Origin of the sequence: Falsiroseomonas tokyonensis (genome assembly GCF_019024325.1) — a bacterium.
GTDB lineage: Bacteria > Pseudomonadota > Alphaproteobacteria > Acetobacterales > Acetobacteraceae > Falsiroseomonas > Falsiroseomonas tokyonensis.
This window is the reverse complement of sequence record NZ_JAFNJS010000001.1, coordinates 850,115-875,639: the sequence shown is the minus strand read 5'-3', so window position 1 is coordinate 875,639 and position 25,525 is coordinate 850,115. Positions and strand designations below refer to the sequence as shown.

Sequence of the window (25,525 nt, the reverse complement as noted above, 5' to 3'; positions counted from 1 at the left end):
CATGAAGGATAGTGCCATGATGGCCGGGCATGATGGCCGGACCCGCTTCGGCGAACTGGTCAAGCTGCAGATGCAGGGGCGCCGCTTCCTCGAAAGTGCGGAGGAACGCCGACTGCTGGAGGAAGGGCTGACGCGCTACGGGCTGACGCTGGAACAGGCCAGCGGGTTGCTGCGCGCGGCGGCGGAGCAGGACGAGATCGCGCTGGAAGGCGAGCTCGGCCGTTCCTCCGGCATGCTGCTGAAGACCATGGCGGATCGCCGCAACCGCATCGCGAGGCACGATTTCGACAAGGCCGTGGCCTTCTACCGCGCGCGTGCCGGCGCCGGGCTGACGCAGGCGGAAGCCGCGCGCCGCGTGAAGCGGCGGATGGAGGAGCTGGAGCTGCAGCCGAAGCCGCATGGAAGGCTGATCCGCACGCGGCGCTGGTACCGCGCGATCGAGAGCTGAGGAAGGACCATCCCATGAAGACGCTGCTCGCCACGCTGCTGCTGCTCTCCGCGCTGGTCCTTGCCCCGCAGGGTGCCCAGGCCCAGCCGGTGCTGACCACGCCGGCCATTCCCTCCGTCACCATTCCCGCCGTGACGCTGCCGGCGGTGCCGGCGCAGCAGATCACGGCGGGCCATGCCGTGGCGCTCGGCGTCGGGCTTTTCGTCGGCGCCACGGCGGGCTCCGCGCTGATCCATGGCGGTGCGCTGGCCGCCGCGATCGGTGGGCTGGCGGGCCTTGCCGTCGGCCATTGGGTCTGGACCGAAGCCGAACAGGATTGAGATCGCCCGCGCCAGAAGGCGCGGAGGGGGCAAGCCCAGGAGGGGCGGTTGGAAATCTCGCTGCCACATCAGATCGCGGCCATGCCCGGCTGGCTCGCCATCGCGCTGACCGCCGGCGTGCCGGTGCTGCTCGCGCTCGGCATCGGCCATGTCATGCACCAGCTTTTCACGCCGCAGGAATTCGCCGCGAATTCGCAGATCGGCGCGGTGAAATACGGCTTCGTGGTCGAGATCTATGCGGTGGTCGCGGCCCTCGCCTTGGTCGGGTCCTGGGACATCTACCAGACCGCGCGCGACACCGTGCAGCAGGAGACGGCGAACCTCTATATGCTGGCGCTGTCGGTCGATGCCTTCAGCGGTCCCGATTTCGCCAGCCTGCGGGAGGAAATGCGCACCGCCATCCGCCTCTATGCGGGCGCGGTGGTGCAGCAGGACTGGCCGGCAATGCAGGCGGGCCAGCCCAGCACGGGGTCGGAGGCCGCCTTCCAGCGCCTGGCGCGCGTCTTCCTCGATGCCAACGGCGAAACCTCCGGCCAGCAATCGCTGAAGCAGACCACCGCGGACTGGCTGGCGCAGGTCTCGCAGGCGCGGATCGGGCGGCTGTCGGTGATGTCGCGCACGCTGTCGGGGCTGATCTGGGCGCTGGTGCTGACCGTCTCTGTCGCCACCATCGCCTTCCAGTGGTTCTTCGGCGGCGGCCACGCGGCCATCCACTACACCATGGGCGCGGTCATCGCGCTGATCGTGGGCGCGGTGCTGCTGGTGGCGCTGAAGCTGGCCTTTCCCTTCGTGGGCGACCCGGCGCTGCTGACGCCGCGGCCCTTCCTGTCGCTGATGCAGGTGACGTGATGCTAATGCCCGGTACGAGCGGGCGCATGACGCCAGCGCTGGAAAGCGAACAGCAGCAGCGCGAACAGCCAGAAATTCAGCAACGCCAGCATCCAGGCCAGCAGGTGGATGGCGTAGTGCAGCAGCAGCGCGGTGCTGGCGGCCAGCAGCAGAAAGGCGCAAAGGGCGCGCAGGCTCGCCATGCCGCGCCACCAGCGCAGCGCCGCCAGCGGCCCAGCGGCCAGCAGCAGCAAGGCGAGCCCACCCGGCAGGGCGCCCAGCCCGCCGCCGCGCAGCTGCGCCCAGGCAGCCTGCAGCGTGGCGGCATCGGGCAGGCCGTGGCGGGCCAGGAAGCCGGGCAGGCCGAGATGCCAGGGCCCGTCGGCGGCGAAGATGCGGGAGATGCGAAAGCTCTCGGCATGCGGCACGGCAAACAGCAGCGCCACGCCACAGGCCAGGCCCGCGGCCAGCGCCAGAACATGCAGCAGCGGCACGGCTTCCGCATCCGCCGGCGCCAGCGCGCCATAGAGCACGCTGGCCAGCCGCAGCAGGGCGAGTGCGAGCAGGATGGCGAGCGCGGCCTCCGCCCCGCCCCACAGGATCGTGCCGATGCCGCTGGAGTCCATTTTGCGAAACTAGGGCGGCGGGGCGTGCTGCGTCCATGGGTTGCGCTGGGGATGGTGCTTTTCGCTTTTCCGGCGATGGCCGCCCCGATGGCGGTGCGCCAGGCCGATGGCAGCTGCGCCTTGCGCGAAGTGCCGGAGGCCGTCCTGGCCGAATGGGATGAGCGCCTGGGGGCGGAGGCCGCGCGCCTCCAATCCATGGCGCATCGCCTGCTGGCAGATGCCGCCGCCATGCGCCTGGCCGCGGCACGGGAAGCGGTGCCGGCCTTCGGCGACTGGGCCTATGGCTGGGTGCAGAGCTACATGACCGCCTATCGCGTGCTGGGCCTGGCCGCGCGCGGCCTGGCGGAAGGCGTGGCCCAGGCCGATGCCCAAAGCCTGCCGGAGCGGATCGCCCAGGGCATGGCCACGCCGGTGCGGGAGGAATTCCGCAACCGCGTGCTGGCCCCCGCCATCCCGCCCGAATCCCTGGCCGAGGATCGCGCCCATGTCGCCGCGCTGGTTTCGGCCGAATGGCGACGGGCGCTGGAGGGCGTGGCGCGGCAGGCCGCTGCCCTGCCCCGCGTCGCGCTGATCGCCCCCGGCGCCGTTTCCGTGCCCCGGCTGGATCTGGCCGCCGCCGCCCGGCCGCTGGCGGATTGGCAGGAGGCGGGGCTCGATCCGCTGGCCCTGGTGGTGGAGGAAGGCGCCGATACCGGCACGGTCTTCCTGCGCTCCATGCGGCCCATGGCGGCGCGGCTGGGGGCGGTGGTGCTGCGGGTGAGCGAGGCGGGGTCGCTGGTCGCGACCGGCGGCGCCTTCGGCTATGCGCTGGGCGGCACGCCGGGCGTGGCGCTGGGGGTGGCCGGCGGCGTCGGCCTGTCCTGGGGCCTCGACTGGGTGCTGAACCGCGTCGATTCCGCCCTGAACCGCGAGGCCTTCGAGGCCCAGGCGCTGGAGGCCATCGGCCGCGCGGAGACCCGGCTGGCCGATGAGGGCCGCGCCGCCATCGCCGCCGCCCTGGCCGCCCGCCAGGCGGCGCTGCGCGGCGCGCAGACGGGGTGCGGCTGATGCGCCGCGCGCTGCTGGCCCTGGTGCTCACCGCGCTGCTGGCCCCCGCGGCGGGCGCGCAGCCGGCGCTGCTGGCGCTGGCGGGGGCCGAACTGCTGGCCCCGCATCTGTCCCGCGCCGCCCCCTTCCCGCGGCCGCTGGCCGTGGCCCAGGCGCTGACCGCCGGCGATCCCGGCTGGCAGGCGTTGCTGGCGCCGCTGGAGGCGGTGGCGCCGCTCGGCGCGCCGCTGCCGCGGCAACTGGCCGCCAGCTTCCCCGCCGCTGCCGAACGCGCGGTGCTGGCCGAGATGGGCGAGGCGGAGCCCGGCCGGATGCAGCACTGGATGGCCGCCGCCATGCGGCTGGGTGCGCGCTTCGGCGCCCGGATGGGGGCCGATGACAGCCCGGCACTCGCCGCCACCGCGGCGGCGGAGGCGCTGCTCGACCAGGGCGCGCTGGCGGCGGCGGATGGGGTGCTGGCGACGCTGCAGGGCCCGGCGGCCGAGGCGCTGCTTCCCTGGCGCGCGCAGCTCGCCCGCCGCCTGGCGGCGGACGCGGCCGCCGCCGCTTTGGCCGGGCTGGTGGCGCAGCGCACGGGATTAAGCCCGTGAGCGCGGAGCGCTTCGACTGGCGCGGCGTGGTGGCGCGGGGGCTGTTCTGCCTCTTCGTCGTCTTCGGCGCCTACAACCCCTCCGGCTATTCCTACCTGCATTGGCTGCTGCAGGGCTTCGACTGGTTCTGGGCCAAGCTGGCGGTGGGCGCGCTGCTGACCATCATCCTGCTGATGCTCTGGCGCACCACGCGCGGCGTGCTGAAGCTGCGCGGCATGGTGCTGGTGACGCTGTTCTGCCTGGGCGCCGGCATGACGCTGGCCAATCTGACCGGCGCCGGCGCCTTCAGCCTGGGCTCGCTGATCACCGGCGCGCTGCTGACGCTGGCGGCGCTGTTCACCGCCGGCCTGTCCTATTCCCATGTCGATCACCGCCTGGGCGGCATCAGCCATACCGAGGAAATCGCGAAATGACCCAGGCGCCCCATGGACCGCCCAGCAAGGCGGATGCCTTCGTCGTCGGCTGCATCGATCCGCGGCTGGTGGACGACCTGACGGTGCTGATGGATGCGGTCGGACGCACCGATCGCTACGCCGAATTCCGCATCGCCGGCGCGGCGCTGGCGGCGGTCGATTCGAATCGTCCCGCCTGGGGTCAGGCGCTTTGGGAAAATCTTGCGGCGTCGCGCCAGCTGCACGGCGTGCGCAAGGTGGTCTTCGTCAATCACCGGGATTGCGGCGCCATGGACCTGTTCGCCGGGCGGCGCCTTTCGCTCGACCCGGCGGATGAGCTGCGGCAGCACCAGGCGGTGCTGGACCAGGCGGCGGCCGCCGTGCTGGCGCGGCATCCGGACATGCAGGTGGAGCTGCGGCTGATGGAGCTGGATGGCCGCTCCACCCTGCTGCCCTGCGCCGCCTGCGCCGGCTTCCCCCAAGCTGGCCGCGCCCCGCTGCGGGCGGAGGCCGTCTCCCCCGTCCAGCCGACCAGCGCGGTGCCGCCCGCCTACGCCGAGCTGCTGCGCCTTCGCCTGCGCGACGGCCCGCTGGCGCCGGAGGCCGAGCGCGATCTGCTGGCCGAAGGCGTCACCCGCCATGGCCTGACCGCAGAAGCCGCCCGCGCAGCGCTGGCCGCCGCCGCCAGCGAGCGCGGGCAGGCTACGGGCGCCGCCGCGGCGCGGGAGGTGGCGGTCTACCTCCGCAGCCGCGCCGATGCGCGCGGGCGCGTCGCCCGCACCGATCTGGCGCGGGCCAGTGCCCTGTATCGCCGCCTGTCCGGCAGCCTGCCGACCGCCGAGGCCGATCGCCGCACCGCCCTGCTGCTGGAGGCCGAGGGGCTTTCGCCAAGGCCGGAGGGGCTGTGGCGATCCACCAGCTGGTTCGACCGCCTGGTCAGGGCGCCCGCGCCGCGCCCGGCGTGATGCCGAAGGCCGCCCGGAAGGCAGCACCGAAAGCCGGCGCGCTGGCATAGCCCACTGCCGCCGCGGCGCGCGCCGGGGTTTCGCCACCGGCCAGCCGCGCCGCGGCCTCCGCCAGCCGCAGGGTCTGCCGCCAGCGGGCGAAGGACAGGCCGGTCTCGGCGCGAAAGCGGCGCTCCAGCGTACGCGGGCTGGCGCCGGCCAGCGCCGCCCATTCCTCCAGTCCGCGCTGGCTGGCGGGCGCGGCGCGCAGCGCGGCGGCGAGGCGCTTCAGGCGCGGGTCGCGCGGCTCCGGCACCCGGAAGGGCAGCGCGGGGGCGCGGGCGATCTCGTCCAGGATCAGCGCGGCCAGATGCCCGCCTCGCCCAGCCTGGTCCCATTCCAGCGGCTCCGCGCAGGCGGCCAGGATCAGTTCGCGCAGCAAAGCGGATACGGCGAGCACGGTGGTGGCGCCGGGGCCGGCGCGGGCGGCATCGGCGCGCAGGAACAGGGCGCGCATGGCGACGCCGCCCTCCGTAACCACCTGATGCGCCACACCCGCCGGCATCCACAGCGCGTGCAGCGGCGGCACGACGAAGCCGGCCTCGTCGGTGGTGATGCGCATGATGCCCTGCGTCGCATAGAGCAACTGGGCGCGGTCGTGGCTGTGGCGGGGCACTTCCTCGCCGGCCGGATAGTCGCGGGCGAAGGCGGCGAGGGGGCGGTCCACCGCCTCCTGCGGCAGCCCCCTTCGCGGGGCGGGATCTTGGCGGATTGGCGACATGATCTGTCGAGCCGTCTGTGGACCGCCAGGCTAGCATGAGGCCGTTCAGGGGAAACGGTCATGGACGCGGCACAGCGGCAAATCTGGTTCGTCAATGCGGCGCATATCTTCACCCATTACGGGCTGCTGATCCTGGCCACCGCCGTGCTGGCCATCGTGCTGCAGGAACCGGCGATGTTCGGCACCGACTACGGGCCGATCCTGGCGCTCGGCACCGGCATGTTCGTGCTCTATGGCCTCGGCAGCCTGCCGATGGGCTGGCTGGCGGAACGTTTCGGCCGGCCGGCGCTGATGGCGGCCTTCTTCCTCGGCAGCGGCGGGGCGCTGGTGCTGTCGTCCTTCGCGCCGGGGCCGTACTGGCTGGCGGCGGGGCTGGCAGTGATGGGCGCCTTCAGCGCGATCTACCACCCGATCGGCACGGCCATGCTGGTGGATGCGGCGGGGGCGCGGGTGGGCGCGGCCATGGGCATCAACGGCGTCTTCGGCAATCTGGGCGTGGCCCTGGCGCCGGTGGTCACCGCCTTCCTGGCCGCCTGGCTTGGCTGGCGCTGGGCGCTGGCCGTGCCGGGCGCCTTGTGCCTGCTGGTCGGCCTTCTGTACCTGCGGGAGGGGCCGGAGGACGTCGCCCGCAACAAGGCCGCCGGCAAGCCCTTTCCCGAAATTCCGGCCGCGGTGGTGCGGCGCGCGGTGGTGGTGCTGCTGAGCCTGGCCACCGTCTCCGGCTTCATCTTCAACGCCTTCACGCTGCTTTTGCCAAAACTGATGGCGGAGCGGCTGGCGGATAGTCCGGACCTGCTGCCGGTGGTGGGGCTTCTCGCCTTCCTGGTGACGATCTGCGGCGGGCTGACGCAGTTCACGGTGGGCCGCCTGATCGACCGCAACACGCTGAAGCGCGTCTTCCTGCCGCTGGCCTGCATCCAGATGCCCGGCTTTCTGCTGTTGTCGCAGTTGCAGGGCTGGGCGGTACTGCCGGTGGCCGGGCTGATCGCGGCCGCCATCTTCGGCCAGGTGACGGTGAACGAGACGATGACGGCGCGCTATGTGGCGCCGGCGCTGCGGGCGAAACTCTATTCGATCCGCTTCTTCGTGGGGTTTTTGGGCGCCGCGGCGGCCAGCCCCTTCATCGCCTGGCTGCATGCGACGGCCGGCGGCCTGGGCAGCGTGCTGACGGTGCTGGCGGTCTTCGCCGCCATCACCTTCCTCTGCGCGCTGGCCTTCCCGGATCGGAAGGAGGAGCTGGCGCCGGAGCTCTGGGCCGCGCCGGCCCCGCCGCGCGGGGCGGTGCCGGCGGCGGAATAGTCAGTCCTTCAGCCGGGCCGCCCAGCCCACCAGCCCCGCCAGCACTTTTGTCACCGCGGCGCGGCTCGGTTCATCGATCAACTCGCCGCCTTCAAACTTCTTCGGCGCGGCACTGACAAAAGCCTCGGGCCCCGGCATCACCGGGGTGCCGGTGGATTGCAGCGACATGCGCAGATGCTGCTGCGCGCGCGCCGTGCCGAGCATGCCGGGGGAAGCGCCGATGATGGCGGTCGGCAGTCCGGCCAGCGGCGTGCGGCGTGTCTCGCCGGGCGGCGCCGTGACGCCGCCGATGCCCTCGGCGCGGGACAGCCAGTCGATCGCGTTCTTCAGCGGCGCGGGAATGCCGGCATTGTATTCGGGGCAGGCGATCAGAAGCGCCTCGGCCGGCCAGACCGCACGACGCAGGCGCTGCACCGCTTCCGGCCAGGCCGGCTTTTCCAGATCCTCGTTCATCAGCGGCAGGTCGCCGATCTCCACCACCTCCAGCGTCGCGCCGGCCGGCAGCAGCCCAGCGCAGGCGCGCAGCAGGGCGCGGTTGAGGCTGGCCGCCCGCAGGCTGCCACAGATGCCGATGATGCGCGTCACATGCACTCTCCGATTTGCCGCATTTTCCGAGTCGCCTTGCGAAGCCGCAAGGCTTGAAAATGCTCAGTCCTCCGCCAGCAATCCCAACCGGCGAAGCTTGCGGCAGAAGCCCAGGCTTTCCAAGCCGAGCTCCGCCGGCGTCGCGCCCTCGGACAGGCGCTCCACCCATTCGGCCTCCCGCGCCCCCAGCGCGATCGGCGCGCCGGCCCAGCGCAGGGACGCGCCCTCGCCGGAGGGTTCCGGCACCAGCGCATGCAGCGCGCCCGGTGCCAGACGCAGCCTAGTGCCTGCCTCCGGATCCTTCGGAAACAGCCCGCGCGCCAGCAGCGCCGGCTGGTCCGCCGCCAGCCGGTCCAGCAGCGCCAGCGCCGTGCGCTCCAGCGCCGCGGGTTCCGCCAGCTTGGCTGCCAGCGGCTGCGCCAGGGCGGCCAGGCTGCCGGGGCCGTCCGCCAGGCGCCAGGTGGGGAAGGCGGCGCGCAGCGCGGGGTCCGCTTCCTCCAGCAGGTCCACCGCCATGCGCAGCACCGCGGCGAAGGAGGGTTCCATGAAACCCACGGTGATATGCAGCGAGGGTTCGCCATCCTGCGTCGCCGCGTCATGCAGAACGCCGCGCGGCACATAGAGCGCATCGCCTGGGCGCAGCGTGATAGCGACGGGCTCCGCCACCGGCTCGATCCCACCCGGCCAGGGGGTGCGGCGCGTGGGGTTCGGAAAGGGCTGGCCCGGCCAGATGCGCCAGGCCTTCTCGCCCTGTACCTGCAGCACCAGCACGTCATGCGTGTCGTAGTGCATCCGGAACCCCTGGGCGCCGGGCGGGGTCAGGTAGATATTGGCCTGCACCGCATGCAGGAAGACCTGCTCCAGCCCCCGGCAGAAGCGCGCCAGCGGCGCGTGCAGCTGGTTGAACTGGGAGATGACGAGTGTCGCCCCCGCATCGAAGCGGGCGAACAAATTCGGCAGGTCCACGCCGCCATCCTCGAAGGCATACTCCTCCTCCGGCACCGCGGCGCCGCCCTGGCGGCTGCCATCGGCCATCGAGATGCGCGGCCGCGCCGCCGCATCGGTCGCCAGGAAGGCGTCGATATCGGCGATGGAGAGCAGATGCGCGTAGCGGCCGGGGTCGCCGCCGGGGAAGTGGCGCCAATCCGTCCCCTCCCGCAGCGCCAGCCCTTCCTCGACCGGCAGCGCACCGAAGGCGAGGCTCCACGCCTCCTCAGCCAGGGTGGGGGGCCGGAGTGTCATGCAGGCGGACCTTGCTTCTGGCCGACCGGGCACCGGCGGGGCGGACGGGCCTGTGAGGGGATCAGTAGCCGCGGCGGCCGCGGCCCGGACCATCCGAGGGATCGCTATCGGTCAGGCCGCTGCTGCGGCGATAGCCGCCCCGGCCCCGGCCCGGCCCGTCCGAGGGGTCGCTATCCGTGATGCCGGAGCCACGGCGATAGCCGCCGCGTCCACGGCCGGGACCATCCGAGGGGTCGCTATCCGTGATGCCCGTGCCGCCGCCGCGATAGGAGACGCCGCGCCCGCGCCCCGGCGGGTCGTTCGGGTCGCTGTCGCTGACGCCGGCGCTGCGGCGATAGCCGCCGCGGCCATAGCCGGGCGCATCGTTCGGATCGCTGTCGCTGACCCCGCTGCCGCGATGCCCGCCGCGGCCATTGCCGGGCGCGTCGCTGGGGTCGCTGTCGCTGATGCCGGTGCCGCGGCGCACCTGCGGCGGCGGCGCGTAATAGACCGGCCCCTGCTGCGGCACGCAGGCGGCGGCGGGCAGCACGCCCAGCATGGCGCCCAGGCGCAGGACGAAAAGCCGGCGGCGTGTCGGCGTGCCCGATTCGGGCGTCTTATCCTCCGGCTCGTCGGTCACCGGCAGCTCCCATCCCCTGCGGCAGCCGTCCGGGGTCCGGGGGCTGCGCCATGCGCCACCTGCCAAGGGCCTGGGCCGGCGGCGGCGGCAAGCCATGATGACCCAGCCGCACTCAATGTTACAGATCGCCGGGTAAACAAATTTCTAAAATTTTGCGCCGGGCCGTCCCTGCGCCTCATTCTTGCGAATGCGTCGCAAGCGCGGGCTTATCGCGCCGGCAGGATCACGATGGTCACCGCCCGCGCCCCCGGCTCCGACACGCGGCCGCTATAGGCGCCGACCCGCGCCTCCGCCCGAACCCGGTCCCGCTCCACCCCGTTCTGCGCCAAGGCGAGGGAGACCGCGCGCGCCCGCCGCGCGGCGATCTGCGTGCTGGTCTCCGCACCGGCGCGGCGATCCGCATGGCCGAGCACGCAGATGTTCCGCTCCGGCTCCGCCCGCGCCTGGGCGGCTGCCGTCTCGATCGCGCTGCGTCCGGCGGGGCCCAGGCTGGTGCTGTTGCGCGCGAAGGGCACGGCGATGACGTCATCCTCCAGCTGCTCGGCGCCGACGCAGTTGAAGGGCCGCGGCTGCGCCATGGCGGGATCGGCCAGGGCCAGCAACCCGGCGGCCAGGATGACGGCCCTCATGCGCCCGGCGCCAGCAGGCCGGCGGCCGAAAGCCGCCCGAGCAGCGCGCCGGCATCCACGGCCGGCGCCTTGGCGGCCAGCTCGGGCTCCGTCACATCCGGCCGGGCGAGCAGCCAGGCCGCCGCCTCGGCTTCCGGCGGCGTCACCACCACCGCGCCCTGCGGCCCCTTCACCACCCATTCGGCGCCGCGGCGCACCGGCTTGGCGCCGGCCGCCAGCACACGGAAGCTGGGCGCATCGCCGCCACCCGCGGCGGCGGGCGATGCCACGCCGCGTGAGGCCAGCACATCGTAGCCGCCGCGGCTGTAGCGGTAGTTCGCCACGAACTGGGCCAGGACCTCCATCACCTTCGGGTCGCGGCTGAGCTCCGCCAGCCGCTGGCCGAGCAGCCCGGCGCGCTGCGTCAGCGCGAATTTCGCTGGGTTCGAGCCATCCTGCCGGGGCAGCGGCTTGCGGAATTCCGGGTCGTAGAGGATGCGCTCGGACAGGATGTTCACGAAATCCATGCCCAGCGGCGCATGCACGCCATAGGCGACATGGACGCTGGCCGGCGCCTCCGCCAGCGCGTCGTGATACCAGCCGCGCGGCAGGTACAGCAGGTCGCCCGGCTGCATGTGAACGGTGCCGCGCAGCTTGCCGCGCGCCTGGTCGTGATGCGCCTGCGGCTGGCCACGGAAGGCGGGGTGCGGGATGGGGTAGTCGGCGCGCCCTTCCCAGATGTTCCAGACCTTCTCGCCTTCCACCTGCACGGCCCAGACATCATGCGTGTCGTAATGGCTGTGGAAGGCCTTGTGGCTCTGCCAGCTGATATAGACATTGGCCTGCGCCTTGCCGAGGCCGGCGGCCTCCAGCGCATTGGAAACGCTGGCCAGGCCGGGGGTCAGGCTGTCCACGTCGTTCATCACCACGCTGGCGCCCTTGGCGATCCAGCCCTGCACCAGCCGGGCATCCGGCTGCAGCACCGCGGCGCCATCGCGGCTGGTGGCGCGGCTGCAGAACTGCTCCGGCGGCACGGCGCCGCCATCCATCACCAGCTTCAGGCTGGTGCTGGTCCAGATATGCGTCATGTCCAGCAGCCGGTTGATCTGCCGCCAGGACAGCACATCGGCGAACTTCGCCGCCGTGCCGCGGATATGCAGCGGCTGGCGGTCCAGATGCTCGGCGAGGAAACGCTCGGGCGTGACGGGGGCGAGCAGGGCGGCGAGGCTGTCGATCATCGCAACAGAATAGCCTGGATGCGGCCCAGGTTGCACCCATGGCGAAAGGCCGGCCACTTTCCCGGCGGCTTGCGCCGGAATGGCCAAGGACCCAGCTTGCGGGGCGCAGGAGGAGCCAGCGCATGAACGACAAGGCCGGTAGGACGGGCGAAATGCCGGAGGATGGCGTACGGCCCCAGGTGCTGGCGGCCGCGGAGGCGGCGCTGGCCCGCCTGGCCCCCGCCCTGCCCCCGGCCGCGGCCGAATTGCTGCGCCGGCTGCACGCGGCCGTGCCCACCGCGGAGCTCGCCGCCACCGCGCCGGAGGAGCTGGCCGAGGCCGCCGCCAGCCTGTTCGCCTTCGCCGAGCAGCGCCGCCCGCGGGAGACGCGGCTGCGCCTGCTGCCGCCCGGCCCCGGCCGCGGCGCCGTGGCGGTGGCCGAGATCGTCACGGACGACATGCCCTTCCTGGTGGACAGCGCCCTGGCGGCGCTGACCGTCAGCGGCCGCGTGGTGCGCCAGCTGCTGCATCCGGTGGTGCCGGTGCGCCGCGACGCAGAAGGTCGGCTGCTGGCGATCGAGGAGGGTGCGACGACGCGCGAGAGCATGATGCGCATCTCGCTGGCCGCCGGCGCCACGCTCTCGCTGGCGGGCACCGGCGCCGCCGATTGGCCGGCGGTGGAGGCGGCGCTGCGCCGGGCCATGTCCGATGTGCGGATGGCGGTCGGCGATTTCGGCGCCATGCTCGCCCGGCTGACCCAGGCCGAAGGCGAGGTACAGGCCGAGGGCGGATCGGCCGCGGATTTCCTGCGCTGGATGGCGGAGGACAATTTCGTGCTGCTCGGCCATCGCCGCCTGGAATGGGACGCGGCCGGGCGCCTGTCCGTGGTGGCGGAGGAAGACCTCGGCATGCTGCGTGACGCCTCGGTGCCGGTCTTCGACGCGCTGCGCGACCTGGCCGCCGTGCCTGCCGCCGTGCGCGCCACCTTCGGGCGGATGGAGGCGGTGGTGGTCGCCAAGGCGAATATGCGCGCGACGGTGCATCGCCCGCAGCACGCCGATGTGGTGATGACGCGCATCCGCGACACGGAAGGCCAGGTCACCGGGCTGCGCATGTTCCTCGGCCTGTTTGCGGCGGACGCCTACAACCGCAACCCGCGCGCCATCCCCCTGCTGCGCGACAAAGTTTTGCGAGTCTTGGCCATGGCGGGGCTGGATCCCGAGAGTCATGACGGGCGCGCGCTGCGCAACATTCTGGACACCTGGCCGCGCGACGAGCTGTTCCAGGCGCCGGAGACGGAGATCCTCGCAGGGGCGCGGCGGGCGCTGGATCTCGCGATCCGGCCGCGCGCGGCGCTGGTGCTGCGGCGCGATCCCTTCGAGCGCTTCGTCGCCGCCATCGCCTGGCTGCCGCGCGACACCTTCGACACCACGCTGCGGCAGCGCGTCGGCCAGATGCTGGCCGAGGCCTTCGGCGGCAGGCTCTCCGCCTGGTACACCTTGATGGGCGATGCGCCGCTGGCGCGCGTGCACTACGTGATCGGAACCAAGCCGGGCGCGCTGCCGGCGGTGGATGCGGCGGCGCTGGAAGCCGCGGTGGCGCAGGTGGCGCGTGGCTTCGCCGAAAGGCTGGAGGAATCGCTGGCCGAGGATTTCGGCGCCGCCGGGGCGCCGCGCCTGGCCCGCTGGCGCGGAGCCTTCCCCCGCGCCTATCGCGACCAGGAAACCATCGCCCAGGCGGTGGGCGATATCGACCTGGCGGAGCTGGCGCTGGAACAGGGCCGGCCGCAGGCCCGGCTGCACCGCGCGCCCGGCGCCGCGCCGCGCCGCCTGACGCTGCGCCTGGCCAGCCCCGGCCGCCCCCTCGCGCTGGCGGAGGCGCTGCCGCTGTTCCAGAGCCTCGACCTGCGCGCCATCGAGGAACAGCCCTATCGCCTGACCCCGCACGAAGGGCCGGAAGTGGTGCTGCATGTCTTCCAGCTGGAAGCCGGCGCGGATGTGGCGGAGGCGCATTTCGACGAGATCCTCGACGCGCTGGCCGCCCTGCTGGATGGCCGGGCCGAGGCCGATGGATTCAACCGCCTGGTGCTGCGCGCGGGCCTCACCTGGCAGCAATCCTGGCTGCTGCGGGCGATGTATCGCTGGCTGAAGCAGGTGGGCTTTTCCTTCGCGCAGGAGAGCGTGGAGGACGCGCTGGCCGCACACCCCGATGCCGCGCGTCTGCTAGTCGACCTCTTCGCGACCCGCTTCGACCCGGCGCGCGAAGATCGCGACGAAGGCGGGCTGGTCGCGAACTGGTCCATGCTGCTGGACGGCATCGCCAATCCGGACGAGGACCGCATCCTGTCGCGCCTGCGGCGGCTGCTTGATGCCATGCTGCGGACCAACTTCTACCAGTCGAAGCCCTATCTCGCCTTCAAGGTGGATTCGGCCCTGGCGGGCGACATGCCGCTGCCGCGGCCCTGGCGCGAGATCTTCGTCCATTCGCCGCGCATGGAAGGCTGCCATCTGCGCGCCGGCCCCGTGGCGCGCGGCGGCATCCGCTGGTCGGACCGGCGCGAGGATTTCCGCACCGAAGTGCTCGGCCTGATGAAGGCGCAGCGGCTGAAGAACGTCGTCATCGTGCCGACCGGCGCGAAGGGCGGCTTCGTGCTGAAGCATCCGCCGCCGATGACGGATCGCGAGGCCTTCCAGGCGGAAGGCATCGCCGCCTACAAGACGCTCGTGCGCGGCATGCTCGACCTGACTGATAATTTTTCGGAATCGGGCGGCGTGGTGACCGCGCCGGGCATCGTGCGGCGGGATGGCGACGACGCCTATATCGTCGCCGCGGCCGACAAGGGCACGGCGACCTTCAGCGACATCGCCAATGGCCTGTCCGCCGAATACGGCTTCTGGCTCGGCGACGCCTTTGCCAGTGGCGGCTCCGCCGGCTACGACCACAAGGGCATGGGCATCACGGCGCGCGGCGCCTGGGTGATGATCGATCGGCATTTTGCCGAAATGCGTGGCCAGGGCGTGCAGGAGGCCGATTTCACCTGCGCCGGCGTCGGCGACATGTCAGGCGATGTCTTTGGCAATGGGTTGCTGATCTCGAAGCGCACGAAGCTCGTCGCGGCCTTCGACCATCGGCACATCTTCCTCGATCCCAACCCGGATCCGGAAACGTCCTTCGCCGAACGCGCGCGGCTGTTCGCGCTGCCGCGGTCGAGCTGGGCGGATTACGACGTGCGGCTACTTTCGCCCGGTGGCGCGGTGTTGCCGCGCAATGCGAAGACGCTGCCGCTGTCGCCCGAGGCGCAGGCGCTGCTCGGCATCGCGGCCGATCGCGCAGAACCCGCCGCCATCCTGCGCGCCATCCTGACGCTGGACGTCGACCTGCTCTACTTCGGCGGCATCGGCACCTATGTGAAGGGCAGTACCGAAAGCCAGGCGGAGGCGGGGGATCGGGCCAATGACGCGATCCGCGTCGATGGCGCGCAGCTGCGCGCGAAAATTCTCGGCGAGGGTGCCAATCTCGGCATCACCCAGGCGGGACGCATCGAGGCCGCCCAACATCGCGTGCGGCTGAACACCGATGCGCTGGACAATTCCGCCGGCGTCAGCACCTCGGATCACGAGGTGAACATCAAGATCCTGCTGGCCGAGGCCGAGCGCGAAGGCGCCCTCACCCGCCGGCAGCGCGACCAGCTGCTGGGCGAGATGACGGAGGAAGTCGGCCGCCTGGTACTGGCCGACAACCACGCGCAATCCATCGCCATCAGCCTGGATGCGCTGAATGCGGCGGAGGACCTGACCGCCCATGCCGCGCTGATGACGCGGCTGGAGGCGGAGGGCGTGCTGGATCGCGCGGTCGCCGGCCTGCCGGATGCGGCGGCGCTGCGCGCCCGCGCCGCGGCGGGGCAGGGGCTGACACGACCCGAACTCGCCACCCTGCTGCCGCCCGCAAAACTCTGGCTGACCGAGGCGATCGAGGCCAGCGACCTGCCGGACGAGCCGGCGCTCGCGCCCCTGCTTCGCGCCTATTTCCCGCAGCCGCTGCAGGACCGTTTTTCCGAGATCATCCCGCGCCATCGGCTGCGGCGTGAGCTGGTGGCGACGGGGCTGGCGAATCTGGTGGCAAACCACCTCGGCACCGCCGCGCTCGGCCGACTGGCCGGCGCCGAGGCCGGCGGCGCCGCGGTGGCCCGCGCCGCCTGGCTGGCCAGCGCGGTCTTCGGGTTGCAGGAGGCATCGGCCGCGGCCGATGCCGCGCCGGTGGCCCCGGCGCTGCGGCTGGACGTGCAAGGCGCGCTGCGCCGGCTGCTGGAGGCGGCGACGCGCAAGCTGATGCTGGGGGAGGCGGCGCTGCCGCTGGAGGCCGCGCTGGACGCCCTGGCGCCCGGCGTGGCCGCCCTGGTGGCCGCCGAGCAGGCGGAGCCGGGGGAGGAGGCCAGGCGGCTGACCACGGCCGGCCTGCCGGCCTCACTCGCCGCCTTGGCGGGCGGTGCCGCCCGGCTGGCCGCCGCACCCTCCGTCGTGCGGCTGGCGCAGGAGATCGGCGCCGACCCGGCCAGCGCGGCGCGCGCCTGGCGCGAGATCGGCGAGACCTACGGCTTGGATGCGCTGCGGGAGGCGGCGGAGGCGGCGCGCGTGACCAATGCCTTCGGTGCCCGGGCGCAGGCAGAGGCCCTGGCCGACCTCGCCGCCGTCCAGGCAAGGCTGGCCCGCGCCCGGCTCGCTGGCCAGGCCGAGCCGCCGCGGGCGGCGGAGGCGGTGCAGCTGGCGCGGGAGGCGGCGATTGCCGGGGAGCTGGTGGCGATCGGCGTGGCGGCGCGCGCGCTTTCGGCCCTGGCGTGACGCCGGACGTCCTGCCGGACCTGCTGCCGCCGGGGCTGCGGCTGGTGTTTTGCGGGATGGCAGCCGGGCCGGAATCGGCGCGGCGCGGCGCCTATTACGCGGCGCCGGGCAACCGCTTCTGGCGCCTGCTGCACGAGGCCGGCTTCACGCCGCGCCGGTTGCGGCCGGAGCAGTTCGCCGAACTGCCCAGCCTCGGCATCGGGCTGACGGACCTGGCAAAAACGCAATGGGGCGTCGACCGGGTGGTGCGGGTGACGCAGGCGGATCGGGACCGGCTGTTCGGGGCCATCCGCACGGCTGCACCCGGCGCCCTGGCCTTCACCAGCGGCCGCACGGCGGCGCTGGCCCTGGGTCTCAAGGCCGTGCCCTTCGGGATGTTGGACGAGGCGCTGCTTCCGCAAAAATTCCCGCCGGTTTTCGTGCTGCCCAGCACCTCTGGTTCCAACAACGGGAATTGGGATAGGAACGGCTATCAGGCGCATTGGATGGATACGGCGATGGCCCTCGGCTTCCGCGACGCATGACCCGCCCCAAATGACCCGCAAAGCCTGGGCCTGGGCCCTGTACGACTGGGCGAACAGCAGTTTTCCCACTGTCGTCTCAACCTTCGTCATCGCCGCCTATTTTGCGAGTGGCATCGCCGCGGACCAGGTGACGGGGCAGGCGCAGTGGGGCTGGATGCAATCCGCTGCCGGGCTCGCGGTGGCGCTGCTCTCGCCGGTGCTGGGGGCGGTGGCGGATGCGGGCGGCAGGCGGCGGCTGATGCTCGGCATCTTCACGCTGCTGACCGCGGTTTCCACCGGCATGATCTGGTTCGCCCAGCCCAGCCCGGACTGGGCGTTGTATGCGCTGGTCTGCGTCGGGCTGGCGACGGTGTGCTTCGAGATCGGCACGGTCTTCTACAATTCGATGCTGCCGGGCGTGGCGCCGCCCGGGCGGCTGGGGCGTGTCTCCGGCCTCGGCTGGGGGCTGGGCTATGCGGGCGGGCTGGCCTGCCTCGCCATATCGCTGGTGCTGCTGATCCAGCCGGATCCGGCGCTGTTCGGGCTGGACCGCGGCGCGGCGGAACATGTGCGCGCCACGGCGCTGCTGGTGGCGCTCTGGCTGCTGGCCTTCGGCTGGCCGGTGCTGGCTGCGCTGCCCGATCCGGCGGGGCCGCGGCCGAGCTGGGCGGAGGCCGCCGCGCGTGGGCTTTCGGAAATCGGCGCGCTGATCCGCACCCTGCCGCGCAACCCGGACCTCGCCCGCTTCCTGCTGGCGCGGCTGTTCTACACGGATGGGCTGAACACGCTGTTCGCCTTCGGCGCCATCTATGCCGCCGGCGTCTTCGGCATGGGGCTGGATCGCATCCTGCTTTTCGGCATCGCCATGAATGTCACAGCCGGCCTCGGCGCCGCGGGCTTCGCGCTGATCGAGGACCGCGTCGGTTCCCGCCGCATGGTGCTGGGCGCGCTGCTGGCGATGGTCCTGCTCGGCACCGGCCTGCTGCTGGCGGAGACAGAGCTGTGGTTCTGGATCATGGCGCTGACGCTGGGCCTGTTCTTCGGCCCGGCCCAGGCGGCCAGCCGCAGCTTCATGGCGCGCCTGGCGCCGCCGGAGGAGATTGCGGCGCATTTCGGCCTGTTCGCGCTCTCCGGCCGCATCACCGGCTTCCTCGGTCCGGCGGCGCTGGCGCTGGTCACCTCGGCCACCGGCAGCCAGCGGCTCGGCATGGCGACGGTGCTGGTCTTCCTCGGCATCGGCGCCGCCATCCTGCTGACGGTGCGGGAGCGGCGCTGAGCCGCTCCCTCCTGCCTCAGACGGCGGTATAGAGATAGGCCGGCATGGGCGTCGTCTTGTCCTTCACGCCCTTCACGCCCGGCACATTCTCCGCCAGCACGCGGAGTGCGCGCTGCACCTCCGCGCTGCGGCTGAAGCCGTTGAGCTCCACCACGCCGTCCTTCACGTCGATCAGCGTGTAGAAGGTATCCGCCCAGGGCTGCTTGCGCATCGCCGCCATCACGGCGCCGCGCACGCGGTCATCGGAGAGTTCGAGCGCTTCATTTTGCGGCGCCACCAGCGCGCGCAGCAGATCGGCGCGGGAGACGATGCCGAGCAGCTTTCCGCCCTCGAGGACCAGCACGCGGCGGATGCTGCGCTCCTCCATCATCTGCGCCACCTCGGCCGCCGGCGTGGTGGGGCCGACGGAGACGAGTTCGGTCGTCATCACATCCGCGGCGGTCACGCCATGCGCGCGGGCATAGCGCGCGGCGTCACGCTCCGCATTGGCGAAGAGGCTGGCGAGCCAGGAGGCGGGATGATCCGCCTCTCCCGCCAGGCGGCGGATCAGGTCGGCCTCGGTCACGATGCCGAGCACGCGGCCGGTGCCATCCAGCACCGGCACGGCGGAAATGCCGCGGTCGGCCAGCAGCCGGGCGATGGACAGGACGGGCGTGGCCGGCGGCACGGTCACCACTTCAGCCGTCATGAGATCACGGGCGGAAAGGCGGGTCATGGCCTGTTCTCCTTCATCGTCGCAACGATGAAAAGAAGGTTAGGCGCGGCCGGGACGCGCGACCTTGATGCAGGTCAAATCTCTGCTCTTTCCCATCCGGCGAGGCGCCTGTATTGCTGGACGCGGCCAAGAACACAAAAGGGGAGACACAGGAAGATGACATCCATTCTGGGACCGCGTGCAGTGGGACGCCGTGCGCTGGGCGCGGGCAGCCTTGCGGCCGCAGCGGCGCTGGCCCTTCCGGGCCGCGTCCATGCGCAGGCAGCACAGCAGCTTGCCATCGCAACCGGCACCACGGGCGGCGTCTATTATCCGCTCGGCGGTGCGCTGGCGAACTACCTCTCGCGCAGCATTCCCGGCATGTCCGCAACGGTCGAGGTCACGGGCGGCTCCGTCGCCAATCTGCAGCTGCTGGGCGCCAATCGCGTCGGCATGGTGATCAGCCAGGTCGATGCGGCGGTGGATGCGGTGCGCGGCAATGACCGCTTCCGCGGCCGCCCGGTGCCGGTGCGCGCCATCGCTGTGCTCTACACCAACCGCATGCAGGTGGTGACCGTCGCCTCCACCGGCATCACGAAGATGTCGGACCTCAAGGGCAAGCGTATCTCCACCGGCGCGCCGGGCTCCGCCACCGAGGTGATGGCGCTGCGCCTGATCGAGGCCGCCGGCCTGCACCGCGACAACGATTTCCGCGCGCGCGAAAGGCTCTCGCCGGCCGAGAGCACGAATGCCATCAAGGACGGCAAGCTCGACGCCTATTTCTTCGTCTCCGGCTATCCGACCAGCGCGATCACCGATCTCGGCGCCTCACCCGGCGTGCAGCTGGTGCTGATCGACCATCACGAATACATCCCGTCGATCATCGAGAAATACGGCCCGGTCTATTTCCCCGAGGAGATTCCGGCCGGCGCCTATCCGGGCCAGACGCAGCCGAACAAGCAGATGTCGGTCGCCAATATCGTCGGCGTGCGAGAGGACATGTCCGCCCAGCTGGTGGGGCAGATCCTCGACGTGATGTGGAACAACCGGCAGGACTGGGCGCAGGTCCATTCCGCCGCACGGGACTTCAAGCTGGAAGGCCAGAAGACCGCGGCGGCCGGCGTGCCCTGGCACCCGGCGGCGGAGACCTTCTGGAAGGGCAAGGGCGCGACCCTCGCCTGAGTGCGGGTGCCGCACACCACTGAACACGGCGCGGGGCCTGCCCCAGAGCAATATGCGCTCAGATGACTTCATCTGACCGCATTTCCTGCTCTGGTTTCAAAAGCTCCTGGAGCACGCGGCGTTCAAGCGAACGCAGCGGGCTCCAGGGCGCCGCCCCGGTTTCGCCATGGCCGACCTTAGCCGCCTGGCCGTCATGGCCTTGCTGCCGGAGCTGACATCTTGAGCACCCATTCGCCCCTGCCGCCGGAGCTCGCGCCCGGCGCCCTGGATGAGGCCACCGCCTCCCGCCTCGAGACGCTGATCGAGGAGGAGGAGGGTGCGCAGAACCGCTTCACCGGCCTGCTCGGCCTCGGCGCGGTGGCCATCGCGCTGGCGATGAGCCTGTTCCACCTCTGGGCCGCATGGGACATCGTGCCGACGACGACGCTGCGCTTCGTGCATGTCGGCTTCGCACTCGCCATCGGCTTCACGCTGTTCCCCATCTCCCGCCGCTTCCGCCACCGGCTGATGCCCTGGGACTGGGCGCTGGCGGCGGCCGGCATCTATGTGGTCTGGTACCTGATCAGCGGCGGCGACGATCTGCAGGACCGCGCGATCTTCCCCGAGCCGATGGACATCGTCGTCGGCTGGATGCTGGTGGCGATGGTGCTGGAAGTGGCGCGCCGCGCCACCGGGCCGGTGATGCCCGTGGTCGCGATCTGTTTCCTGCTCTACGGCTTCTTCGGCAATTGGCTGCCCGCGCCCTGGCAGCACCAGGGCTATGATTCCGAGCGCATGATCCCGCATCTGGCGATCGGCCTCGATGGCATCTTCGGCACCGCGGTCGATGTCTCCGCCACGCTGATCATCCTGTTCACCATCTATGGCGCCATCCTGCAGGCCAGCGGCGCGGGCAAGTTCTTCGTCGATTTCTCCTTCGCCGCCACCGGCGGCAAGGCGGCGAGCGCGGGGCGCACCGTGGTGCTGTCCTCCTTCCTGCTGGGCGGGCCTTCGGGGTCCGGCGTTGCCACCACCGTCACGCTGGGCACCGTCGCCTGGCCGATGATGAAGAAGGTGGGCTACCGGCCGGATGATGCGGGCGGGCTGCTGGCCGCCGGCGGGCTGGGCGCCATCATCTCGCCCCCCGTGCTGGGCGCCGCGGCCTTCCTGATCGCCGAGTATCTGAACATCGGCTATCTCGACGTCATCAAGATGGCGATCATCCCGACCGTCCTCTACTACGCCTCGCTGCTGTTCATGGTGGAGTTGGACCAGCGCCGGCTGATGGCCAGCGGCAATGCGGTGGCGGAGGATGCGCTGCAGGTCGAGCCGATCCCCGTCATGCTACGGAAATACGGCTTCCACTTCTCGTCCCTCATCGCGATCATCGTCTTCATGGTGATCGGCTATTCGCCGACCATGTCGGTGCTCTACGCCATGGGGGTCGCGGTGGTGCTGTCCTTCGTGCGGCCGGAACAGGCGCTGTGGCCGCGCAAGCTGATCGGCGCGCTGGCGGCGGGTGCCGTGCAATCCGTGGGCATCGCCGCCACCTGCGCCAGCGCGGGCATCATCGTGGGCGTCATCACGCTGACCGGGCTCGGGCTGAAATTCTCCGATATCGCGATCCAGGCGGCGGGCGGGTCCGTGGTGATCACGGCGATCTACACGGCGCTGATCGTCTGGGTGGTCGGCCTCGCCGTGCCGGTGACGGCCAGCTACATCATCTGCGCGGTGGTCGCGGCGCCGGCGCTGATCAAGCTGGGCGTGCCGGACTATGCCGCGCATATGTTCGTCTTCTACTACGCGGTGCTCAGCGAGGTTTCGCCGCCCACCGCGCTGTCGCCCTTCGCGGCGGCGGCGATCACCGGCGCGGGCCCCTACCGCACCACCTTCCAGGCCTGGAAGTACACCCTGCCCGCCTTCGTCATGCCCTTCGTCTTCGTGACGGATCCGGAAGGCGTCGGCCTGCTGCTGAAATTCACCGGCGACATGGGCTGGGCGGATGTGGCCTGGCAGTTCCTGCTGGCCGTGGTGGGCCTGGCCACGCTGGCGATCGCCTGCCAGGGCTTCTTCCGCCGCGCCTTGCCGGGCTGGGAGCGCTGGCTGCTGGCGGTGGCCGGGGTGCTGATGATGTTCCCGGCGCTGCTGGACACCATCGCGCCGAACCTGCTGCCCTATCCGCATCTGATCGGCATGGTGCTGGCGCTCGGCCTGCTGTCCCTGCAATGGCGGCCCGCGCCCCGCACGGCATGAGGCGCGGGCGCGCCCTGCTGGCGGCGCTGGCCCTGCCGGGCCTGGCCGCCTGCGGGGATATGCCGGCCGCGACCGCGCTCTGGGCCGCGCCACCGCCGGCGCCCACGGTGGCCGCGGTGGCGCCCGCCGGGCCGGTGCTGCGCGTCACCGGCGGCCCACGGCCCCTCCTATTCTCGCTGATCCAGGAGACCGGCGAGCGCCGCTTGTGGCGTGCCGAGGCGGGCGCTGCGCTGGCCACCGAGGGCCCGCGGATTACCGCCATCGCCGGCCTCGGCCCCGGCCTTTCCGCCACCCGCCTGGACCAGCCGGACCCGCTGGCGGATCCGCGCGCGCTGCTGGCCACGCCGGCCACGACGCGGCGCAGCATCGACCTGCATGGCGGGGATGGGCAGGCCGCCGGGCGGCGCTTCGGCGTGACCCTGTCCTGCCGGCTGTCCGCCACGCCGGAAGGCGGCTGGCTGGTGGTGACGGAGGCCTGCGCCGGCGACGACATCGCCTTCGAGAACCGGTTCGTGGCGGAGCCGGCCACCGGCCGCATCCGAGGCAGCCGGCAATGGGTGGGCGATGCGGTGCTCGAGGTGGAGGGGCCATGAGGCTGGTCCTGGCCCTGCTGCTGGTCGCCTCGCTGGTCGCTGCCGCCCAGACCCCCGCGCGGGGCGACTGGAACGCCGAAAAATGCGCCCGCTACAGCGCCGACTGGCCGCGCGCGCTGGAAATGTTCGGGCGGCAGGGGCTGAGCGCGGAATTCCTCGACCGGCATGCCGCCTTCCTCGACTCCGGCTGCCGGTCCCGCATCGAGGTCTGCCCACGCTCGGCGCAGGAGCTGGCGCTGGCGGATGCCATGACCATCGCGGCAATGAATTCCGGCATGGCCAGCAGCTTCGTGCCGTTTCGCTGCGGCGGCGGCTGAGAAGGGGCTTGCAGCCGAGGCAGTCTCGATATATCTGAGAAAAAGATACATCGAAACTGCTACGGAAGACGATCATGCATCATCGACATCACGGCTGCGGTCGCCACGGCCACGGTAACCATCACGGCCACGACCGGCGCTTCGCGCGCGGCGAGGAGGGCGGCCACCGCTTCGGCCGCGACCATGGCCGCATGCGGGGCGGACCCGGCGGCGGGCGGTCCGGAAGGCTCTTCGACCACGGCGAGCTGCGCCTGGTGGTCGCCGCGCTGATCGCGGAGCAGCCGCGCCACGGCTACGAGCTGATCAAGGAAATCGAGGACCGCGCCGCCGGCACCTACAGCCCCAGCCCCGGCGTGATCTACCCGACCCTGACCATGCTGGAGGAGCTGGGCCATGCCACGGTGGCGGAGGGCGCGGGCAAGAAGCTCTATGCCATCACCGAGGAAGGCCGCGCCTGGCTTGCCGCCAACCAGCCCGCGGTGGATGCCGCGCTGGCCCGGATGCAGGCGGTGCGCGCCGCGCATGGCGGGCCGCAGCCGGAGCTGATGCGGGCGACCGAGAACCTCAAGCTGGCGCTGCGCCTTCGCCTCGCCCGCGGCCCGCTGGATGCGGCGCAGCTGCGCACGATTGCGGAGGCGCTGGACGCCGCCGCCATCGCGATCGAGCGGAGCTGAGGCGATGGAGCCCGCAGCCCTGCTGCTATTCGCGGCCTCCTACCTCGCGGTGCTGGTGCTGCCGGGGCCCAGCGTCACGGCGCTGATCGCGCGCGTGCTGGCCCAGGGCCTCGGCGGCGCGCCGGCCTTCGTGGCGGGCGTGGTGGTGGCGGCGCTGGTCTGGTTCACCCTGGCGGCCACGGGCCTGGCGCTGCTCGCCGCCTCGCTCGGCGGCGTCTTCGAGGTGATCCGCTATGCCGGCGCCGCCTATCTGCTGTTCCTCGCCTGGAAGATGTGGCGGGCGCCGGTCCGGCCGCTGGCGGCACCGCCGCCGGTGGCGGATGCGGGCCGGATGTTCCTGGCGGGGCTGGCCGTGAACCTCGGCAATCCGAAGGCGATGATGTTCTTCTTCGCCCTGCTCCCCACGGTGGTGGATCTCGGCGGGCTGACATTACTGGGCTTTGTCGAATTGGCGCTGGTGATCGTGCTGGTCTGCGGCGGCGTGCTGGGGGGCTATGCGCTGGCGGCGGCGCGGGCGCGGCGGCTGTTCACCTCGCCTTGTGCCATGCGCTGGATGAATCGCGGCGGCGCCACGGTGATGGCCGGCACGGCGGCGACCATCGCCGCGCGCTGATCTCAGCGCCAGCCGAGGCCGGCGGCGCGCATCCGGCGCATCACATAGGCCAGCCAGGCGCATTGCACGGCCAGCGCCGGCACCACCACCAGCGGCTTGGCCGAGGGCGACATGTCCAGGAACAGCAGCGCCAGTCCGGCGTGGAACAGGGTGAAGGCCCAATGCGTGGCCGCCACCGCGCGGGTCGGCACGCCGGCGCGCTGGGCCAGCTGATACAGATGCGTCCGGTGGCCCTCGGCCAGCCGCTCGCCCATCAAGGCGCGGCGGGCCAGGGTGAAGCCGGCATCGAAGAGCAGGCCGAAGATCAGCAGCGGGACGATCAGGAAGGAAACCTGCTGCCCGTCGAAGCGCGCGGCGGCGACCGCCAGGGTGGCGAAGATGAAGCCGGAGAACTGGCTGCCGACATCGCCCATGAAGATGCGCGCCGGGTGCAGGTTGAAGGGCAGGAATCCCGCGAAGCCGGCCGCCAGGAACAGGGCCGCGGCATAGACGAACCAGCCGCCCTGCAGCGCCGCGATCAGCGCCAGCGCCGCGGCCGCCAGCAGCAGCGTGCCGCCGACCAGCCCGTCCAGCCCATCCATGAAGTTCACCGCATTGGTGCAGCCGACGATCCAGACCAGCGTCAGCACCAGGCCGAACAGGCCCAGATCCACCACGCCGATCCAGGGCAAGGCGAGGCGCGAGATCACCAGCCCGCTGCCCACCGCCACCAGCGCCACGCCGCATTGCGCCGCCAGCCGGAGTCTTGCGGAGAGGTCCCGCACGTCATCGACCAGCGCGACGGCGGCAATGGCGACGGCCGCCAGGATCACCCCCAAAAACTGCGTCTCCGCGATGCGGGCGAAGCGGGCCGTCAGGTACAGCGCCAGCATGCCGGAGACGAAGGCCACCACCACGCCCAGGCCCCCGCCGCGCGGTGTCGGCGTCTTGTGCGCACTGCGGCCATTTGGCGTGTCGAGGATCGGAAAGGCGATCATCAGCCGCACCACGGCGGCCGAGAGAAGGGCGAGCCCGCCGGCATAGGCCAGGTGCTCGATCAGGGCGTGGAATTGCATCG

General features: G+C 71.9%; 26 protein-coding genes. 17 read left to right on the top strand and 9 right to left on the bottom strand.

The window, feature by feature from the left end; genetic code table 11:
• The first annotated feature begins 1 nt into the window (after position 1).
• From J3S20_RS03865 to J3S20_RS03855, 3 genes are all read left to right on the top strand, one after another.
• The gene (locus J3S20_RS03865; protein WP_216834763.1) at positions 2-448 is read left to right on the top strand and encodes a hypothetical protein; all 447 of its coding nucleotides are present in this window, start codon (positions 2-4) and stop codon (positions 446-448) included.
• 14 nt (positions 449-462) lie between these two features.
• Positions 463-768, top strand: a complete 306-nt coding sequence (locus J3S20_RS03860) for a hypothetical protein (RefSeq protein ID WP_216834762.1) — start codon at positions 463-465, stop codon at positions 766-768.
• 81 nt (positions 769-849) lie between these two features.
• Entirely contained in the window at positions 850-1,617 is a 768-nt protein-coding gene (locus J3S20_RS03855) for a bestrophin-like domain (protein ID WP_216834760.1), read from the top strand.
• A gap of 2 nt (positions 1,618-1,619) precedes the next feature.
• Here the strand turns inward: J3S20_RS03855 and J3S20_RS03850 are convergent, their stop codons facing one another.
• On the bottom strand, positions 1,620-2,222 hold the full coding sequence (locus J3S20_RS03850; RefSeq protein WP_216834757.1) for a hypothetical protein: 603 nt from the start codon (positions 2,220-2,222) through the stop codon (positions 1,620-1,622).
• Positions 2,223-2,246: 24 nt separating this feature from the next.
• Between J3S20_RS03850 and J3S20_RS03845 the strand changes: the two genes are divergently transcribed.
• Genes J3S20_RS03845 through J3S20_RS03830 form a run of 4 tightly spaced genes read left to right on the top strand, consistent with a single transcriptional unit; the run spans position 2,247 to position 5,216 of the window.
• Positions 2,247-3,269, top strand: a complete 1,023-nt coding sequence (locus tag J3S20_RS03845; RefSeq protein WP_216834756.1) for a hypothetical protein — start codon at positions 2,247-2,249, stop codon at positions 3,267-3,269.
• Entirely contained in the window at positions 3,269-3,859 is a 591-nt protein-coding gene (locus J3S20_RS03840) for a hypothetical protein (RefSeq protein ID WP_216834754.1), read from the top strand. The genes J3S20_RS03845 and J3S20_RS03840 overlap by 1 nt, the downstream gene beginning before the upstream one ends.
• Positions 3,856-4,272 carry a DUF6524 family protein gene (locus J3S20_RS03835; protein ID WP_216834752.1) on the top strand — a complete coding sequence of 139 codons (417 nt, stop codon included), beginning with the start codon at positions 3,856-3,858 and terminating at the stop codon, positions 4,270-4,272. Before J3S20_RS03840 ends, J3S20_RS03835 begins: the two co-directional genes overlap by 4 nt.
• The gene (locus J3S20_RS03830; RefSeq protein ID WP_216834750.1) at positions 4,269-5,216 is read left to right on the top strand and encodes a hypothetical protein; all 948 of its coding nucleotides are present in this window, start codon (positions 4,269-4,271) and stop codon (positions 5,214-5,216) included. The genes J3S20_RS03835 and J3S20_RS03830 overlap by 4 nt, the downstream gene beginning before the upstream one ends.
• Here J3S20_RS03830 and J3S20_RS03825 read toward each other — a convergent pair.
• Positions 5,188-5,922, bottom strand: coding sequence for an AraC family transcriptional regulator (locus J3S20_RS03825; RefSeq protein WP_343215146.1), 735 nt, complete (start codon positions 5,920-5,922; stop codon positions 5,188-5,190). The genes J3S20_RS03830 and J3S20_RS03825 overlap by 29 nt on opposite strands.
• Before the next feature lie 114 nt (positions 5,923-6,036).
• Here J3S20_RS03825 and J3S20_RS03820 point away from each other — a divergent pair, with 114 nt between their 5' ends.
• Positions 6,037-7,275: an MFS transporter gene (locus J3S20_RS03820; protein ID WP_216834746.1), complete on the top strand. Its 1,239-nt coding sequence runs from the start codon at positions 6,037-6,039 to the stop codon at positions 7,273-7,275.
• On the opposite strand, the gene J3S20_RS03815 is transcribed toward J3S20_RS03820, so the two are convergent.
• The 5 genes from J3S20_RS03815 to J3S20_RS03795 all read right to left on the bottom strand — a co-directional run bounded on the left by J3S20_RS03815 (position 7,276) and on the right by J3S20_RS03795 (position 11,567).
• Positions 7,276-7,860, bottom strand: a complete 585-nt coding sequence (locus tag J3S20_RS03815; RefSeq protein ID WP_216834744.1) for an NADPH-dependent FMN reductase — start codon at positions 7,858-7,860, stop codon at positions 7,276-7,278.
• A 63-nt stretch (positions 7,861-7,923) separates the two neighbouring features.
• The gene (locus J3S20_RS03810; RefSeq protein ID WP_216834742.1) at positions 7,924-9,102 is read right to left on the bottom strand and encodes a cupin domain-containing protein; all 1,179 of its coding nucleotides are present in this window, start codon (positions 9,100-9,102) and stop codon (positions 7,924-7,926) included.
• A gap of 61 nt (positions 9,103-9,163) precedes the next feature.
• Positions 9,164-9,721: a hypothetical protein gene (locus tag J3S20_RS03805; RefSeq protein ID WP_216834740.1), complete on the bottom strand. Its 558-nt coding sequence runs from the start codon at positions 9,719-9,721 to the stop codon at positions 9,164-9,166.
• Positions 9,722-9,927: 206 nt separating this feature from the next.
• Positions 9,928-10,350 (bottom strand): OmpA family protein, encoded by a 423-nt coding sequence (locus J3S20_RS03800; protein ID WP_216834738.1) that lies wholly within the window; start codon positions 10,348-10,350, stop codon positions 9,928-9,930.
• Complete coding sequence (locus tag J3S20_RS03795) at positions 10,347-11,567, bottom strand: cupin domain-containing protein (protein ID WP_216834736.1); 1,221 nt, start codon at positions 11,565-11,567, stop codon at positions 10,347-10,349. The genes J3S20_RS03800 and J3S20_RS03795 overlap by 4 nt, the downstream gene beginning before the upstream one ends.
• A gap of 122 nt (positions 11,568-11,689) precedes the next feature.
• On the opposite strand from J3S20_RS03795, the gene J3S20_RS03790 reads away from it, so the two are divergent.
• From J3S20_RS03790 to J3S20_RS03780, 3 genes are read left to right on the top strand one after another with little or no spacing between them, the layout of a single operon-like run.
• Positions 11,690-16,384, top strand: coding sequence for an NAD-glutamate dehydrogenase (locus tag J3S20_RS03790; RefSeq protein WP_216834735.1), 4,695 nt, complete (start codon positions 11,690-11,692; stop codon positions 16,382-16,384).
• A complete protein-coding gene (locus J3S20_RS03785) occupies positions 16,381-16,908 on the top strand; it encodes a mismatch-specific DNA-glycosylase (protein ID WP_216834732.1) in 528 nt (175 codons plus the stop codon). The genes J3S20_RS03790 and J3S20_RS03785 overlap by 4 nt, the downstream gene beginning before the upstream one ends.
• A 10-nt stretch (positions 16,909-16,918) precedes the next feature.
• On the top strand, positions 16,919-18,163 hold the full coding sequence (locus J3S20_RS03780; protein ID WP_216834731.1) for an MFS transporter: 1,245 nt from the start codon (positions 16,919-16,921) through the stop codon (positions 18,161-18,163).
• A gap of 16 nt (positions 18,164-18,179) precedes the next feature.
• Here J3S20_RS03780 and J3S20_RS03775 read toward each other — a convergent pair whose 3' ends face one another.
• Entirely contained in the window at positions 18,180-18,878 is a 699-nt protein-coding gene (locus tag J3S20_RS03775) for a CBS domain-containing protein (protein WP_246602248.1), read from the bottom strand.
• A 156-nt stretch (positions 18,879-19,034) separates the two neighbouring features.
• On the opposite strand from J3S20_RS03775, the gene J3S20_RS03770 reads away from it, so the two are divergent.
• The 6 genes from J3S20_RS03770 (at position 19,035) to J3S20_RS03745 (ending at position 24,468) form a co-directional block, all read left to right on the top strand.
• Positions 19,035-20,039: a TAXI family TRAP transporter solute-binding subunit gene (locus J3S20_RS03770; RefSeq protein WP_216834729.1), complete on the top strand. Its 1,005-nt coding sequence runs from the start codon at positions 19,035-19,037 to the stop codon at positions 20,037-20,039.
• 219 nt (positions 20,040-20,258) lie between these two features.
• Entirely contained in the window at positions 20,259-22,271 is a 2,013-nt protein-coding gene (locus tag J3S20_RS03765; protein ID WP_246602247.1) for a TRAP transporter permease, read from the top strand.
• The gene (locus J3S20_RS03760; RefSeq protein ID WP_216834727.1) at positions 22,268-22,864 is read left to right on the top strand and encodes a YjbF family lipoprotein; all 597 of its coding nucleotides are present in this window, start codon (positions 22,268-22,270) and stop codon (positions 22,862-22,864) included. The genes J3S20_RS03765 and J3S20_RS03760 overlap by 4 nt, the downstream gene beginning before the upstream one ends.
• Entirely contained in the window at positions 22,861-23,181 is a 321-nt protein-coding gene (locus tag J3S20_RS03755; RefSeq protein ID WP_216834725.1) for a hypothetical protein, read from the top strand. Before J3S20_RS03760 ends, J3S20_RS03755 begins: the two co-directional genes overlap by 4 nt.
• Positions 23,182-23,255: 74 nt before the next feature.
• A complete protein-coding gene (locus tag J3S20_RS03750; protein ID WP_216834723.1) occupies positions 23,256-23,855 on the top strand; it encodes a PadR family transcriptional regulator in 600 nt (199 codons plus the stop codon).
• A gap of 4 nt (positions 23,856-23,859) precedes the next feature.
• On the top strand, positions 23,860-24,468 hold the full coding sequence (locus J3S20_RS03745; RefSeq protein ID WP_216834722.1) for a LysE family translocator: 609 nt from the start codon (positions 23,860-23,862) through the stop codon (positions 24,466-24,468).
• Between the two features lie 2 nt (positions 24,469-24,470).
• On the opposite strand, the gene J3S20_RS03740 is transcribed toward J3S20_RS03745, so the two are convergent.
• Positions 24,471-25,523 carry a glycosyltransferase family 4 protein gene (locus tag J3S20_RS03740; RefSeq protein WP_216834720.1) on the bottom strand — a complete coding sequence of 351 codons (1,053 nt, stop codon included), beginning with the start codon at positions 25,521-25,523 and terminating at the stop codon, positions 24,471-24,473.
• Positions 25,524-25,525: the final 2 nt, after the last annotated feature.